At 64.0% G+C, this 14,103-nt stretch carries 12 protein-coding genes and 1 tRNA gene; 2 read left to right on the forward strand and 11 right to left on the reverse strand.

Annotated features, from left to right (window positions below):
* Positions 1–231: 231 nt before the first annotated feature.
* The 5 genes from asd to leuC form a co-directional block, all read right to left on the reverse strand.
* Positions 232–1,344: an aspartate-semialdehyde dehydrogenase gene (gene asd / locus ABIB24_RS26500; RefSeq protein WP_003260268.1), complete on the reverse strand. Its 1,113-nt coding sequence runs from the start codon at positions 1,342–1,344 to the stop codon at positions 232–234.
* A 63-nt stretch (positions 1,345–1,407) separates the two neighbouring features.
* Entirely contained in the window at positions 1,408–2,490 is a 1,083-nt protein-coding gene (gene leuB / locus ABIB24_RS26505; RefSeq protein WP_025338238.1) for a 3-isopropylmalate dehydrogenase, read from the reverse strand.
* A 54-nt stretch (positions 2,491–2,544) separates the two neighbouring features.
* Positions 2,545–3,309 (reverse strand): class I SAM-dependent methyltransferase, encoded by a 765-nt coding sequence (locus ABIB24_RS26510; RefSeq protein WP_274120115.1) that lies wholly within the window; start codon positions 3,307–3,309, stop codon positions 2,545–2,547.
* A gap of 148 nt (positions 3,310–3,457) precedes the next feature.
* Positions 3,458–4,102: a 3-isopropylmalate dehydratase small subunit gene (gene leuD, locus ABIB24_RS26515; RefSeq protein WP_289332117.1), complete on the reverse strand. Its 645-nt coding sequence runs from the start codon at positions 4,100–4,102 to the stop codon at positions 3,458–3,460.
* Positions 4,099–5,532: a 3-isopropylmalate dehydratase large subunit gene (leuC, locus tag ABIB24_RS26520; protein ID WP_025338236.1), complete on the reverse strand. Its 1,434-nt coding sequence runs from the start codon at positions 5,530–5,532 to the stop codon at positions 4,099–4,101. The genes leuD and leuC overlap by 4 nt, the downstream gene beginning before the upstream one ends.
* Before the next feature lie 131 nt (positions 5,533–5,663).
* Here leuC and ABIB24_RS26525 point away from each other — a divergent pair, with 131 nt between their 5' ends.
* Together ABIB24_RS26525 and ABIB24_RS26530 are read left to right on the forward strand one after the other, a co-directional pair.
* Positions 5,664–6,542 (forward strand): LysR family transcriptional regulator, encoded by an 879-nt coding sequence (locus ABIB24_RS26525; RefSeq protein WP_025338235.1) that lies wholly within the window; start codon positions 5,664–5,666, stop codon positions 6,540–6,542.
* 62 nt (positions 6,543–6,604) lie between these two features.
* Complete coding sequence (locus tag ABIB24_RS26530; RefSeq protein ID WP_354317694.1) at positions 6,605–9,901, forward strand: PAS domain S-box protein; 3,297 nt, start codon at positions 6,605–6,607, stop codon at positions 9,899–9,901.
* A gap of 222 nt (positions 9,902–10,123) precedes the next feature.
* On the opposite strand, the gene ABIB24_RS26535 is transcribed toward ABIB24_RS26530, so the two are convergent.
* The 6 genes from ABIB24_RS26535 to ABIB24_RS26560 all read right to left on the reverse strand — a co-directional run bounded on the left by ABIB24_RS26535 (position 10,124) and on the right by ABIB24_RS26560 (position 14,085).
* Positions 10,124–10,567, reverse strand: coding sequence for an Hsp20 family protein (locus ABIB24_RS26535; protein WP_003260273.1), 444 nt, complete (start codon positions 10,565–10,567; stop codon positions 10,124–10,126).
* 234 nt (positions 10,568–10,801) lie between these two features.
* Entirely contained in the window at positions 10,802–11,773 is a 972-nt protein-coding gene (locus ABIB24_RS26540; RefSeq protein ID WP_274078912.1) for a tRNA dihydrouridine synthase, read from the reverse strand.
* A 51-nt stretch (positions 11,774–11,824) separates the two neighbouring features.
* Positions 11,825–12,259 carry an acyl-CoA thioesterase gene (locus ABIB24_RS26545; RefSeq protein ID WP_046617041.1) on the reverse strand — a complete coding sequence of 145 codons (435 nt, stop codon included), beginning with the start codon at positions 12,257–12,259 and terminating at the stop codon, positions 11,825–11,827.
* A 140-nt stretch (positions 12,260–12,399) separates the two neighbouring features.
* Entirely contained in the window at positions 12,400–13,281 is an 882-nt protein-coding gene (locus ABIB24_RS26550; RefSeq protein WP_085664933.1) for an alpha/beta fold hydrolase, read from the reverse strand.
* A 15-nt stretch (positions 13,282–13,296) separates the two neighbouring features.
* Positions 13,297–13,836 (reverse strand): TetR/AcrR family transcriptional regulator, encoded by a 540-nt coding sequence (locus ABIB24_RS26555; protein WP_013971594.1) that lies wholly within the window; start codon positions 13,834–13,836, stop codon positions 13,297–13,299.
* A 173-nt stretch (positions 13,837–14,009) separates the two neighbouring features.
* Positions 14,010–14,085: transfer RNA gene (locus ABIB24_RS26560), tRNA-Glu, on the reverse strand.
* Between the last annotated feature and the right edge of the window lie 18 nt (positions 14,086–14,103).

Here is a 14,103-nt window from a genome sequence, read left to right on the forward strand (position 1 = left end):
GCGCTTGACGGGCATCCATGCCCGTCACCTCCCTCCGCAGTCCCTTCGCTCGGCCTCCTGAAGTCGCAATCGGCGGCGCCTGAACTATCGCGCGCCTAGAAGCAAAAGCAAAAGCAAAAGCAAAAGCAAAAGCAAAAGCAAAAGCAGAGAAGAGCCGGGCCGGCTGGGATGGATCGGAAATAAAAAAACCCGCGCTGTCACCAGCGCGGGTTTTCGGTCAGACCGAAACGATCAACGCTCCAGCAGAATCCGCAGCATGCGACGCAGCGGCTCGGCCGCGCCCCACAGCAGCTGGTCACCTACGGTGAACGCGCCCAGGTACTGGGAGCCCATGTTCAGCTTGCGCAGGCGGCCAACCGGGATGTTCAGGGTGCCGGTAACCTTGGTCGGGCTCAGCTCCTGCATGCTGATTTCACGCTGGTTAGGCACCAGCTTCACCCAAGGGTTGTGCTGGCTGATCATGCCTTCGATGTCGGCCAGCGGCACGTCCTTGTTCAGCTTGATGGTCAGCGCCTGGCTGTGGCAACGCATGGCGCCGATACGCACGCAGATGCCGTCGACCGGGATCGGGCTCTTGAAGCGGCCGAGGATCTTGTTAGTCTCGGCCTGGGCCTTCCACTCTTCACGGCTCTGGCCGTTCGGCAGTTCCTTGTCGATCCATGGGATCAGGCTGCCAGCCAGCGGCACGCCAAAGTTCTCGGTCGGGAAGGCTTCGCTGCGCATGGTCTCGGCAACCTTGCGGTCGATGTCGAGGATGGCGCTGGCCGGGTTGGCCAGGTCATCGGCAACGGCAGCATGGGTAGCACCCATCTGCTTGATCAGTTCGCGCATGTTCTGCGCGCCGGCACCCGAGGCCGCCTGGTAGGTCATGGCGCTCATCCACTCGACCAGGCCGGCTTCGAACAGGCCACCCAGGCCCATCAGCATCAGGCTGACGGTGCAGTTGCCGCCGATGTAGTTCTTGGTGCCCGCGTCCAGCTGCTGGTCGATGACCTTGCGGTTGACCGGGTCGAGGATGATCACCGCGTCATCCTGCATGCGCAGGGACGAGGCGGCGTCGATCCAGTAACCCTGCCAGCCGGCTTCACGCAGCTTGGGGAAGACCTCGTTGGTGTAGTCGCCGCCCTGGCAGGTCAGGATCACGTCGAGGGTCTTGAGTTCTTCAATCGAATAAGCGTCCTTGAGCGGAGCTGTATCCTTGCCCACGTTCGGGCCCTGGCCGCCAACATTGGAGGTGGTGAAGAACACCGGCTCGATGAGGTCGAAATCCTGCTCCTCCAGCATCCGCTGCATGAGCACGGAACCGACCATACCGCGCCAACCGATCAGACCTACACGTTTCATCGCAACTACACCTTTGCTAAAAGTGGGCCGCCACCGGGAATTTTGGGTGGCGGGCCAGAGAGATTACAGATTCCGCAGCGCTGCGACTACTGCGTCGCCCATTTCCTGCGTACCAACTTTGCGGCAGCCTTCCGAGAAGATGTCGCCGGTGCGCAGGCCCTGGTCCAGGACCAGGCTCACGGCCTTCTCGATCGCCTCGGCGGCAGCCGACTGATTGAAGCTGTAACGCAGCATCATCGACACCGACAGGATGGTCGCCAGCGGGTTGGCGATGCCAAGGCCTGCGATGTCCGGTGCCGAGCCGTGGCACGGCTCGTACATGCCCTTGTTGTCGGCATCCAGCGACGCCGAAGGCAGCATGCCGATGGAACCGGTCAGCATGGAAGCTTCATCCGACAGAATGTCACCGAACATGTTGTCGGTCACCATCACATCGAACTGCTTGGGCGCACGCACCAGCTGCATGGCGGCGTTGTCGACGTACATGTGGCTAAGTTCCACATCCGGGTAGTCCTTGGCCACGTCCTCGACCACTTCACGCCACAGCTGGCTGGAAGCCAGGACGTTGGCCTTGTCCACCGAGCACAGCTTCTTGCCACGCACGCGGGCCATGTCGAAGCCGACACGGGCGATGCGGCGCACTTCGCTTTCGCTGTACGGCAGGGTGTCGTAGGCCTGGCGCTCGCCGTTTTCCAGCTCGCGCTGGCCACGCGGGGCACCGAAGTAGATACCGCCGGTCAGCTCACGGACGATGAGGATGTCCAGGCCGGAAACGATCTCTGGCTTGAGCGACGAGGCATCGGCCAGTTGCGGGTAGAGGATGGCCGGGCGCAGGTTGGCGAACAGGCCCAGTTGCGAACGGATTTTCAGCAGGCCGCGCTCGGGGCGGATGTCACGCTCGATCTTGTCCCACTTCGGCCCGCCCACTGCGCCCAGCAGCACGGCATCGGCCTTGCGCGCACGCTCCAGGGTCTCGTCGGCCAGCGGTACGCCGTGCTTGTCGATGGCGGCACCACCGATCACATCGTGCTCCAGGCTGAAGCCGAGCTGGAACTTGTCGTTGGCCAGCTCCAGCACCTTGACCGCCTCGGCCATGATTTCCGGGCCGATACCGTCACCTGGGAGAATCAGAATCTGCTTGCTCATGCTTTCCTCTATCCAATCACGCGGTGCGGCCAAGCGGGCCCCACCGAAAAGTTCTTAACGCTCGGCCCACAACACCAGCACATCGGTGCTGAACGAACCATCGGCCTCGATCTGGTAATACTGCCGCACTTCTTCGCCCATGGCTTGCTGCAATTGGCGAATTGCCACGCGCATTGGCTCGGGGGTGCGCATGCGCTCGACCCAGCTGGAAAACTCCAGGCGCAGCGGCTGGCGGGCGTGGCTGCGTACATGCAGGCCAGCCTCGCTGACCTGGCGTTGCCATTCGGCGGCGGAATAATCGCGCACGTGGCTGGTGTCGCGCAGTACTTCGACCGTTTGCAGGTAGGTGTCGAGCAGCGGGCTGCCCGGCGACATCACGTCGATGAACGCTGCCACACCACCCGGCTTGAGCACCCGGCGCACTTCGCGCAGGGCCAGGCCCAGGTCACTCCAGTGGTGGGCCGAGTAGCGGCTGAAGACGAAGTCGAACGAAGCGTCGGCGAACGGCAGGCGTTCGGCGGCACCGCGCTCGGTGGTGATATTAGCCAGGCCGCGCTCGGCGGCGGCACTGGCGACCACGTCGAGCATGGCCTGGGAGAGGTCGTAGGCGACCACTTCGGCGGCCAACGGAGCGACGTGGAAGCTGACATGACCGGCGCCGCAGCCCAGGTCCAGCACGCGGGCATGGCCCTGCCCCGCCAGCGCGGCCTGCAGCAGGGCGAATTCACTGCCCTGGGCGTGCACGGCGCTGCTGAGGTAGGCGCTGGCCTGTTCGCCGAACTGGCGTTGGACCACATCGGTGTGCTGGGTGCTGGTCATGTCTCGATCCTTCTGGTTTCGGGTTGTCTCTACTGGCCCTATCGCCGGCAAGCCAGCTCCCACAGAGAACCTACAGCCTTCAGACCTGTGGAGTTCCTGTGGGAGCTGGCTTGCCGGCGATGAGGCCAGCAAACCCAACTACATCATTTCAGACATCCCGGAACAGCCAAGGCTGCCCGGCGCGGTGCTTGCCTTCGAAGGCCTTGATCGCATCGCTGTCCTGCAGGGTCAGGCCGATGTCGTCCAGGCCGTTGAGCAGGCAGTGCTTGCGGAACGCATCGATCTCGAAGTGCAGCACCTTGCCATCCGGACGGGTCACCGCCTGCGCCTGCAGGTCGATGGTCAGCTGATAGCCCGGAATGGCTTCGACCTGCTTGAACAGCTCGTCGACTTCCTCGTCGCTGAGGATGATCGGCAGCAAGCCGTTCTTGAAGCTGTTGTTGAAGAAGATGTCGGCAAAGCTCGGCGCGATCACGCTGCGGAAGCCGTACTCGTCCAGCGCCCATGGGGCGTGCTCACGGCTGGAGCCGCAACCGAAGTTCTCCCGCGCCAGCAACACGCTGGCACCTTGGTAGCGTTCGTGGTTGAGCACGAACTCCTTGTTCAACGGGCGCTTGCTGTTGTCCTGGTAAGGCTGGCCCACATCCAGGTAACGCCACTCGTCGAACAGGTTGGGGCCGAAGCCGGTGCGCTTGATCGACTTGAGGAACTGCTTGGGGATGATCTGGTCGGTGTCGACGTTGGCACGGTCCAACGGCGCGACGAGGCCAGTGTGCTGGGTAAAGGCTTTCATGCTGCGCTCCCTTGGATCAACTCGCGGACATCGATGAAGTGGCCGGTCACCGCGGCGGCGGCGGCCATGGCCGGGCTGACCAGGTGGGTACGGCCACCGGCACCCTGACGGCCTTCGAAGTTGCGGTTGGAGGTGGACGCGCAGTGCTCGCCGCTCTCCAGGCGGTCCGGGTTCATCGCCAGGCACATCGAGCAGCCTGGTTCACGCCATTCGAAACCGGCTTCGAGGAAGATCTTGTCCAGGCCTTCACGCTCGGCCTGGGCCTTGACCAGGCCCGAGCCCGGCACCACCAGCGCCTGCTTGACGTTGGCAGCGACCTTGCGGCCCTTGGCGATTTCGGCGGCGGCGCGCAGGTCTTCGATGCGCGAGTTGGTGCACGAACCGATGAATACGCGGTCGAGCTTGATATCGGTGATCGCCTGGTTGGCGGCGAGGCCCATGTACTTGAGGGCACGCTCGATCGAACCACGCTTGATCAGGTCAGGCTCGGCAGCCGGGTCCGGCACGCGCTGGTCGACGGCGAGGACCATCTCCGGCGAGGTGCCCCAGCTGACCTGCGGCTTGATTTGCGCAGCGTCGAGCTCGACCACGGTGTCGAACACCGCGTCAGCGTCGGAAACCAGGCCTTTCCAGGCTTCGACCGCCTGCTTCCACTGCTCGCCCTTCGGCGCGTACGGGCGGCCTTCGACATAGGCAACAGTGGTGTCGTCCACCGCCACCAGGCCTACGCGGGCACCGGCTTCGATGGACATGTTGCAGATGGTCATGCGGCCTTCCATCGACAATTCGCGGATGGCGCTGCCAGCAAATTCCATGGCGTGGCCATTACCACCGGCAGTACCGATCTTGCCGATCACGGCCAGGACGATGTCCTTGGCGGTAACGCCGGCAGGCAACTGGCCTTCCACGCGCACCAGCATGTTCTTCATCTTCTTGGCGACCAGGCACTGGGTAGCGAGCACGTGCTCTACCTCGGAGGTGCCGATGCCGTGGGCCAGGGCACCGAAGGCGCCGTGGGTGGAAGTGTGCGAGTCACCGCAGACCACGGTCATGCCAGGCAAGGTGGCACCCTGCTCCGGGCTGATGACGTGGACGATGCCTTGACGCTCGTCATTCATCTTGAATTCGACGATGCCGTATTCGTCACAGTTCTCGTCGAGGGTCTGCACCTGCAGGCGCGACACCTGGTCGACGATGGCCTCGATACCGCCCTTGCGCTCTGGCGTGGTCGGCACGTTGTGGTCCGGCGTGGCGATGTTGGTGTCGATGCGCCAGGGTTTGCGGTTGGCCAGGCGCAGGCCTTCGAAGGCCTGGGGCGACGTCACTTCGTGGATGATGTGACGGTCGATGTAGATCAAGGACGAGCCGTCATCACGGCGCTTGACCTCATGGGCTTCCCAGAGTTTGTCGTAGAGCGTTTTGCCAGCCATCAGACTGTTCCTCATCAGCGTCTTTCTATGCCAAAGACCCCTTGGCTTGTGCGGTCGATGCTAGGGGGTTAAATTGAATAACTCAAATTCATAATTTTTATGCTTTGGATAACCAACAGGAATACAAACCCATGGATCTGGCGAACCTTAGTGCCTTCATCGCGATTGCCGAAACCGGTAGCTTTTCCGGGGCGGCCGACCGCCTGTTCCTGACCCAACCGGCCGTCAGCAAGCGCATCGCCGGGCTGGAACAGCAACTGGATGTGCGCCTGTTCGACCGGCTGGGCCGCGAGGTGACCCTGACCGAGGCCGGACGCGCCTTGCTGCCCCGCGCCTACCAGATCCTCAACGTCCTCGATGATACCCGGCGCGCACTGACCAATTTGACCGGGGAAGTGAGTGGTCGGCTGACCCTGGCCACCAGCCACCATATCGGCTTGCACCGCCTTCCCCCGCTATTGCGGGCTTTCACTCGGGAATACCCGGCAGTGGCGCTGGATATTCAGTTCATGGATTCGGAACAGGCCTACGACGAAATCCTCCATGGCCGCGCCGAGATTGCCGTTATCACCCTGGCGCCCGAGCCGCACCACCTGGTCAAGGCCGTGCCGGTGTGGGACGACGCCCTGGACTTCGTCGCCGCCCCCGAGCACCCGCTGGCCAACAACCATACGGTCAGCCTGGCCGACGTCGCCCGCCACCCGGCCGTGTTCCCCGGCGGCAACACCTTTACCCACCATATTGTCCAGCGCCTGTTCGAAAGCCAGGGCCTGACGCCGAACATCGCCATGAGCACCAACTATCTGGAAACCATCAAGATGATGGTGTCGATCGGCCTGGCCTGGAGCGTGCTGCCGCGCACCATGCTCGACGAACAGGTTGCACCCATCGCCTTGCCGGGCATACAGCTGTCACGCCAGCTAGGCTACATTTTGCACACGGAGCGTACGCTATCGAACGCGGCCAGGGCATTCATGGCCCTGCTCGACAGCCACGCAGGGCCCGCCTGACCGGTCGTCAGCCCGGTATTGCCACCTCCAAGGACGCGTCACACGCCAAAGGTCTGGTACCGATGCCCAAATCAGCGAATCGCTTTTTGCGCCTGCCGCGCATACCTGCGGCCGACCCTCAGGAGTCCGAGCAGGCCTGGCAGAACGCCCCGCAATTGCTCGCCGCGCTCAACGGCGCGCGGCTGGGGGCCTGGCTATGGGATATCGAAAGCGGCCGGGTCAGCTGGTCACGGGGCACCCAGGCCCTGTTCGGCTTCGACCCGCAGCGCCCGCTCCCCGCCGATGTCGACTACCTCGACCTGCTACCCGAGGAAGACCGCGCGCGTACACGCCAGGTGTTCCAGGCAGTGTTCAACGGCGAACCGGTAGAACAGGCCATGCGCCACCGTATCCGCTGGCCGGACGGCAGCCTGCACTGGCTGGAGATCAACGGCAGCCTGACCCACGACCCGAACGGCCGGCCGCAAATGATCGGGGTGATCCGTGAAATCACCCGCCAACGCGAGCGGGAAACGGCGCTGATCAATTCGGAAAAACGCTTCGCCACCCTGTTCCACCTCAGCCCCAATGCCATTTTGCTCACCCGCCGCCACGACGGCATGATCTTCGAGGTCAACCAGCACTTCGAAGACATGTTCGGCTGGCCCGGCAGCCAGGTGATCGGCAAGACCAGCCTGGAACTGGGCCTGTGGGTCAACCCCGAACAGCGCCATCAGGTGCTGGAATCGACCCGGGCCAACAGCGGCCCGCTGATCCTCGAGGTGCAGTTCCGCGCCATCAGCGGCAAGGTGCATGATGGCATCCTCTGCACCCAGGGCATCGAACTAGAAGGCGTGACCTTCCTCATCAGCACTTTCGTCGACACCACCGAACGCAAGCGCGCCGAGCAGGCCCTGAAGGACAGCCAGGAGCGCCTGGACCTGGCCCTGGACTCGGCACAGCTGGGCACCTGGGACTGGCATATTCCCAGCGGCATGCTTTACGGTTCGGCGCGAGCCGCTCAGCTGCACGGCCTGCCGCCCATCCCGTTTCACGAATCGTTCGACGCGTTTTTCGAAGGGGTACCGGAGCAGGAGCGCAATTCGATGCGCCAGGCCTACCGCAGCCTGCGCGAAGGGCCTGCCGGCAACTACCAGATCACCTACCGGGTACAACTGGAGAACGGCATCTCGCGCTACATCGAAAGCCGCGCCCGACTGTACCGCGACGAACAGGGCAACCCGCTGCGCATGGCCGGCACCTTGCTCGACATCACCGACCAGGTGGAACGCGAACAGCGCCTGAGCGCCTCGGAAGAGAAGTTCGCCAGCCTGTTCCAGGTCAGCCCCGACCCGATCTGCGTCACCCGCCAGGACACTGGCCAGTTCATCGAGATCAACCCGGCGTTCACCCAGACCTTCGGCTGGGGCACCGACCAGGTGATCGGCCGCACTGCCGAGGAAATCGGCCTGTGGGCGGAGTCAGTCGAGCGCGCGCAACGCATCGAGCGGGTAATCCGCGAGCAGGCCCTGAGCAACGTCGCCGTGGTGGTCAACCACCGCAATGGCGCACCGCTGACCTGCGTGATTTCCAGCCGCCTCATCACCGTCGATGACCAGCCTTGCAGTGTTACCACCCTGCGCGACATCACCCAGCAACAGCGCGCCGAGGCGGCGCTGAAGTCCAGCGAGGAAAAGTTTGCCAAGGCCTTCCACTCCAGCCCTGACGCCATCACCATCACCGAACGCTATAGCGGTCGCTACCTGGAAATCAACGACGGTTTCTGCCGCCTGACCGGCTACAACGCCGCCGACGTGGTCGGCCGCACGGTGTACGAGATCGGCATCTGGGCCGACGACAAGCAGCGCAGCGCCCTGCTGGCCGAGTTGCGCGAGCGTGGCCGGGTGCACCACCGCGAGATGCTCGGGCGCAACAAGCGTGGCGATATCCTTACCGTGGAGGTGTCGGTGGAGCCGATCACCCTCAACGAGGTGGACTGCCTGCTGCTGACCGCCCGCGATGTGAGCCAGCTGAAGAACGCCCAGGCACAGATTCGCCACCTGGCCTACCACGACCCGCTGACCAACCTGCCCAACCGTGCCCTGCTGATGGACCGCCTGAGCCAGCAGATCGCCCTGCTCAGGCGCCACAACCTGCGCGGCGCCCTGCTGTTCCTTGACCTCGACCACTTCAAGCACATCAACGACTCGCTGGGCCACCCGGTGGGCGACACGGTGCTGAAGATCATCACCGCGCGGCTGGAAGCCAGCGTGCGCCTGGAAGACACCGTGGCGCGCCTGGGTGGCGACGAGTTCGTGGTATTGCTCAGCGGCCTGGAAGGCAGCCGCGAGCTGGTCGAAGAGAAAGTCCGCGGGCTGGCCGACACCCTGCGCGAACTGCTGGCCGAGCCGATGTCGCTGGACGGCCAGCGCCTGCAGGTGACACCCAGCATCGGCGTGGCGCTGATCCCTGACCACGGCGCCACCCCGGCCGACCTGCTCAAGCGTGCCGATATCGCCCTGTACCGGGCCAAGGACTCCGGGCGCAACACCACCCAGCTGTTCCATACCACCATGCAGAAGGCTGCCAGCGAGCGCCTGCGCATGGAAAACGACCTGCGCCTGGCCCTGGCCCGCGGCGAGCTGGCGCTGCACTTCCAGCCACAGGTAGATGCCCGCGACAACCGCATCGTCGGCGCCGAGGTGCTGCTGCGCTGGCATCACCCGCAACTGGGTCAGCAGCCACCCGCGCAATTCATTCAAGTGCTGGAAGAAAGCGGCCTGATCCTTGAAGTTGGCAGCTGGATCCTCGACGAAGCTTGCGATGCCTGCGCGCGCATGCTCGGCGACGGGTTGATCGACGCCGATGATTTCAGCCTGTGCGTGAACATCAGCCCACGGCAGTTCCGTCAGAACGACTTTGTCGGGCGGGTACTGCGCAGCCTGGACGATTACCGCCTGCCGCGGCAGATGCTCAAGCTGGAAATCACCGAAGGCATCGTCATCCAGAACCTGGAAGACACCATCAGCAAGATGCGCGAACTGAAGCGCTACGGGGTGAGCTTTGCCATGGATGACTTCGGCACCGGCTATTCCTCGCTGACCTACCTGAAGCGCCTGCCGGTGGATGCGCTGAAGATCGACCAGACTTTCGTACGCGATGCACCGGTGGACCCCAACGACGCCGAAATCGTCCGCGCCATCGTCGCCATGGCCCGCAGCCTGGACCTGGCGGTGATTGCCGAAGGGGTAGAGCTGACCGAACAGCTGGAGTTCCTGGAACGGCTGGGGTGCCACCTGTACCAAGGGTACTTGCACAGCCGGCCGCTGCCGTTGCCGGAGTTCCGGCAGATGTTGCTGGAAGCGCCGGCGGATTACTGACCGAACGACTGACGCGACTTTGGTGACGCTGACGCAGCCCCTGTAGGAGCGGCCTTGTGTCGCGATGGGCTGCGCAGCAGCCCCGGCAATCGATGCTGGAACCAAGATTTTGGGGCTGCTGCGCAGCCCATCGCGACACAAGGCCGCTCCTACAAGGGGACCGTGGGAACGGACACAAAAAAGGGCACCCCTGGGGGGGTGCCCTTTTTCACATCTACACGATCAGTTCAGCGCTGGCTTGTCGCCGTTGATCGGAATGCGCTTGGCCTTGGCTTCTTCAGGCACGATGCGCAGCAGATCGATGCTGAGCAGACCATTGGCCAAGCCGGCGGCCTTGACTTCGATATGGTCGGCCAGGCGGAACGACAGCTTGAAGGCGCGCTGCGCGATACCCTGATGCAGGTAGGTCACTTCAGCAGGGCCATTGTCGCGCTTACCACCGGTCACGGTCAGGACACCCTTTTCAACCTGCAGGTCGAGGTCCTCTTCCTGGAAACCGGCTGCAGCAACCACGATGCGGTAGTGGTCATCGCCATGCTTTTCCACGTTGTAGGGCGGGTAGCTGCTACCGGCCTCGTTACGTGCCGCGGATTCGAACAGGTCGTTGAAACGGTCGAAACCAACGGAATGGCGGAACAGTGGAGCGAGAGAGAAAGCGGTGGTCATGGTCATGAACTCCTGAGATTCAGCAAGTAAGTCATTACGCGACCCGACTTCGGCATCGCGTACTCAAGAGATATGGCCGAGGGAAATGCTTTCAAGGGGGGAGCAGAAAAAATCTGGATTCCTGTGTTGGGCTTGATGGCCTCTTCGCGGGTAAACCCGCTCCCACAGGGAGCTCACACATTCCAAAACCTGCGCCGAACCTGTGGGAGCGGGTTTACCCGCGAAAGGGCCGGATCAGGCAACACAAGCCTCCGAGGAAACCGCCTCAACCCCCAGCAACCGGCTGATCCGCGCACAGTCATCCTCCCGCCGCAATTCGGCAAACAGCACAACCGCTTCGGGATAACTGCGGGTCAGCATCGCCAGCCACTGCTTCATCCGCCCCGGCGCATAGCGCGGCGACAACTTGGCCTGGGCCTGGCGCCAGAACTCGCGCAGCAATGGCAGCAGGTCGTCCCAGCTCATCGGCTGGTACTCCCGCCCGTCACGCGCCGCGGCAATCTGCAGCCCCAGGTCGGGGCGCGAAACCAGCCCACGGCCCAGCATGATGTCTTCAGCGCCACTGACCTCACGACAGCGCCGCCAGTCGTCCACGGTCCAGATCTCGCCATTGGCGAACACCGGCACCTTGACCACATCCTGCACCCGCGCCACCCACTCCCAGTGGGCCGGCGGCTTGTAGCCCTCGACCTTGGTCCGTGCATGCACCACCAGGTGCGCCGAGCCGCCTTCGGCCAGCGCCGTAGCACACTCCAGCGCGCCATCGGGGCTGTCGAAACCCAGGCGCATCTTCGAGGTGACCGGGATATGCGCCGGCACGGCACGGCGCACTTCACGCACAATGGCGTGCAGCAGCTCCGGCTCCTTGAGCAGCACCGCTCCACCACGCGACTTGTTCACGGTCTTGGCCGGGCAACCAAAGTTCAGGTCGATCACCGGCGCGCCCAACTCGCAGGCCAGCGCGGCGTTTTCCGCCAGGCACACAGGATCCGAGCCCAACAGTTGCACACGCATGGGCACCCCTGCGGCAGTCCGCGCGCCATTGCGCAACTCGGGTGCCAGCTTGTCGAACGATGAAGGCGGCAGCAGGCGGTCGCACACGCGAATGAACTCGGTGACGCACCAGTCGATACCGCCCACGCGGGTCAGCACGTCGCGCAGGATGTTGTCGACCAGCCCCTCCATGGGGGCCAGGGCAATTTGCATGTCGGGGTCTCGGCGGAAAAAGCCGGCAGTCTAACAAAAATTGCCGGTGTTTCAGGCGCCGATCAGCGCCGGGCCGTAACCGTCGAGGAACTCCGCCGGCATGCGCCTGGGCTTGCCGCTGGACAGCTCGATGCAGGCAAAGGTGGTCTGGGCGCGCAGCAAGGTCACGCCGTCGCGCGGGCGCTTGAGCTGGAAGCGCCGGGTCATGCGCAGGCGCTGGTCCCAGTCGATGATCCAGGTGGCCAGTTGCAGCTCGTCATCCTCATAGGCAGCGGCCAGGTAGTCGATTTCGTGGCGCACCACGGCCATGGCCCGGTCCAGCCGGCGATATTCAGCCAGGTCCAGGCCCAGGCGCTGGGAGTGGCGCCAGGCGCAGCGCTCCAGCCAGGTGACGTAGACCGCGTTGTTGGCGTGGCCAAGGCCGTCGATATCCTCGCTGCCAACGCGCAGGTCGATGACGAAAGGTGTTGCCAGGTCCCAGCTCATGTTCGCTTCCTTGGAGCAAAAGTGGATTTAGCAGGGACGGCCGAGGGAAAGTCCAGCCCTTCTGCACTTGCCTGCGGGGCTATGCGATCCCTGTAGGAGCGGCCTTGTGTCGCGATGGGGCGCGCAGCGGCCCCAAAATCTCAGTCCCGACACAGATTGCCGGGGCTGCTGCGCAGCCCATCGCGACACAAGGCCGCTCCTACAGGGACCGCGCCAGCCCGGGCCAGCAGCTCCAGCACCGCTGCACTCAGGCGCGGATCGGACAGCACCCGCTGGTGGCCACCCGCCTCCAGCAGCATCAGGCGGCTATCGAACCAGGCCTTGTGGATAACCTGGGCCTCATCGGCTGCCACCAACGCATCATCGGCGGCATGCACCACCAGCCCAGGCAACTCCAGCTGATAACCCGTCACATCCAGCCGCGCAATCTGCATGCCCACATCCCGCTCCACCTGGCGGATGAATGCCGCCCGCGCCCGCGCCGGCAACCCCAGGCGATGGGCAAAGCCACGCAGTACGCCCAACAGCCGCGCCGGAGCGGCAATGCTGACCGCTGCCTCTGTGCGCAGCCCCATCTGCAGGGCCAGCAATACACTGGCGCCGCCCATGGAATGGCCAATAACCGCGCGCAGCGGCGGCAGTTCGGCGGCAGCCTCCAGCAGCGCTCGGGCAAACAGCACCACATTTGCCTGCTCGCCGGGCGAACGCCCATGCCCCGGCCCCTCCAGCGACACCACGGTATGCCCGGCCTGGACCAAGGTTTCGATCAACGCGGCAAACTGGGTCGGGCGCCCTTCCCAGCCGTGCATCAGCAACACGGTCGGCCCCTTGCCCCAGCGCAGGGCCGACAAGCCGAAGCGCAGGGTGATGCGCTCGGCACTGGCCAGCACGGGCAACTCCCAATCCCGTGGTGGCAGGTTGCGCGGGGTCATGAAGGCACGGCGCATCTTGCCCGCGACGTGCTCGGGGGCCAGGCGGCCCAGGGTGCCATTGACACCACGAATCCAGCTCAGGGTAGTCATCGCCATGCTCCAGGGTTAAAGCACCGCCGATTTGGCGGCGCGCAGAATACGATCAGACAGCTCGCTGGTGCCCAGGGCACGGGCCAGCGCCAGGCCGCCAACCATCAGGGCCAGGTCAGCCAAAGCCTTGTCGGCGTCCTCGGGGCGGTCGACCATGGCAGCAGCCATCAACTCGATGTGCTCGGCCAGCACCTCGCGGAAGGCCTCCGGCAGGCGCTGCATCTCACCCAGCGAGTTGGGCAGCGGGCAGGCATGCACTTCGGCATCACGGTGCTTGCGCGACAGGTAGAAGGCACTGGCCAGCGCCCGCCGCCCGGCGCCATCGAGGCTGGGGTCGATCTGCGCGAGCAAGGCGCGGCGCTCGCCCAGCAACTGACGGAACGCTTCGAGCATCAACTCGTCCTTGCTGTCGAAATGGGCGTAGAAGCCACCGACGGTCAGGCCTGCCGCCCCCATGACCTGGCTGACGCTAGGCTCGGCCGGGCCGTGCTGGATCAGCGCACTTCGCGCCGCCTCGAGAATGCGCTCGCGGGTTCTGCTCTTCTTGTCGCTCATCAGGCCACTCGCCGATCAAAATATGACGATCGAAATATTATTCACATAATATTTTTTGGCAAGCAGAATCTGCAGCCGCCTGTCGGTCGCGAAATTTTGAGTCGGGAAGAAAAACAAAAGGCCCATTCAATAATCGAATGAGCCTTAAAAGTCCCGCAAAACGCGGGTAAACGTGGCGTCCCCTAGGGGACTCGAACCCCTGTTACCGCCGTGAAAGGGCGGTGTCCTAGGCCACTAGACGAAGGGGACGTAACCTTCGTGCCGATC

This window comes from Pseudomonas sp. UYEF17, assembly GCF_040546125.1.
GTDB classification, from domain to species: Bacteria; Pseudomonadota; Gammaproteobacteria; order Pseudomonadales; family Pseudomonadaceae; genus Aquipseudomonas; species Aquipseudomonas putida_Z.

Excerpts from the sequence above, each read along its gene's own strand:
- asd (WP_003260268.1), bottom strand. The coding sequence starts at position 1,344 with ATGAAACGTGTAGGTCTGATCGGTTGGCGCGGTATGGTCGGTTCCGTG.
- leuB (WP_025338238.1), bottom strand. The coding sequence starts at position 2,490 with ATGAGCAAGCAGATTCTGATTCTCCCAGGTGACGGTATCGGCCCGGAA.
- ABIB24_RS26510 (WP_274120115.1), bottom strand. The coding sequence starts at position 3,309 with ATGACCAGCACCCAGCACACCGATGTGGTCCAACGCCAGTTCGGCGAA.
- leuD (WP_289332117.1), bottom strand. The coding sequence starts at position 4,102 with ATGAAAGCCTTTACCCAGCACACTGGCCTCGTCGCGCCGTTGGACCGT.
- leuC (WP_025338236.1), bottom strand. The coding sequence starts at position 5,532 with ATGGCTGGCAAAACGCTCTACGACAAACTCTGGGAAGCCCATGAGGTC.
- ABIB24_RS26525 (WP_025338235.1), top strand. The coding sequence starts at position 5,664 with ATGGATCTGGCGAACCTTAGTGCCTTCATCGCGATTGCCGAAACCGGT.
- ABIB24_RS26530 (WP_354317694.1), top strand. The coding sequence starts at position 6,605 with ATGCCCAAATCAGCGAATCGCTTTTTGCGCCTGCCGCGCATACCTGCG.
- ABIB24_RS26535 (WP_003260273.1), bottom strand. The coding sequence starts at position 10,567 with ATGACCACCGCTTTCTCTCTCGCTCCACTGTTCCGCCATTCCGTTGGT.
- ABIB24_RS26540 (WP_274078912.1), bottom strand. The coding sequence starts at position 11,773 with ATGCAAATTGCCCTGGCCCCCATGGAGGGGCTGGTCGACAACATCCTG.
- ABIB24_RS26545 (WP_046617041.1), bottom strand. The coding sequence starts at position 12,259 with ATGAGCTGGGACCTGGCAACACCTTTCGTCATCGACCTGCGCGTTGGC.
- ABIB24_RS26550 (WP_085664933.1), bottom strand. The coding sequence starts at position 13,281 with ATGACTACCCTGAGCTGGATTCGTGGTGTCAATGGCACCCTGGGCCGC.
- ABIB24_RS26555 (WP_013971594.1), bottom strand. The coding sequence starts at position 13,836 with ATGAGCGACAAGAAGAGCAGAACCCGCGAGCGCATTCTCGAGGCGGCG.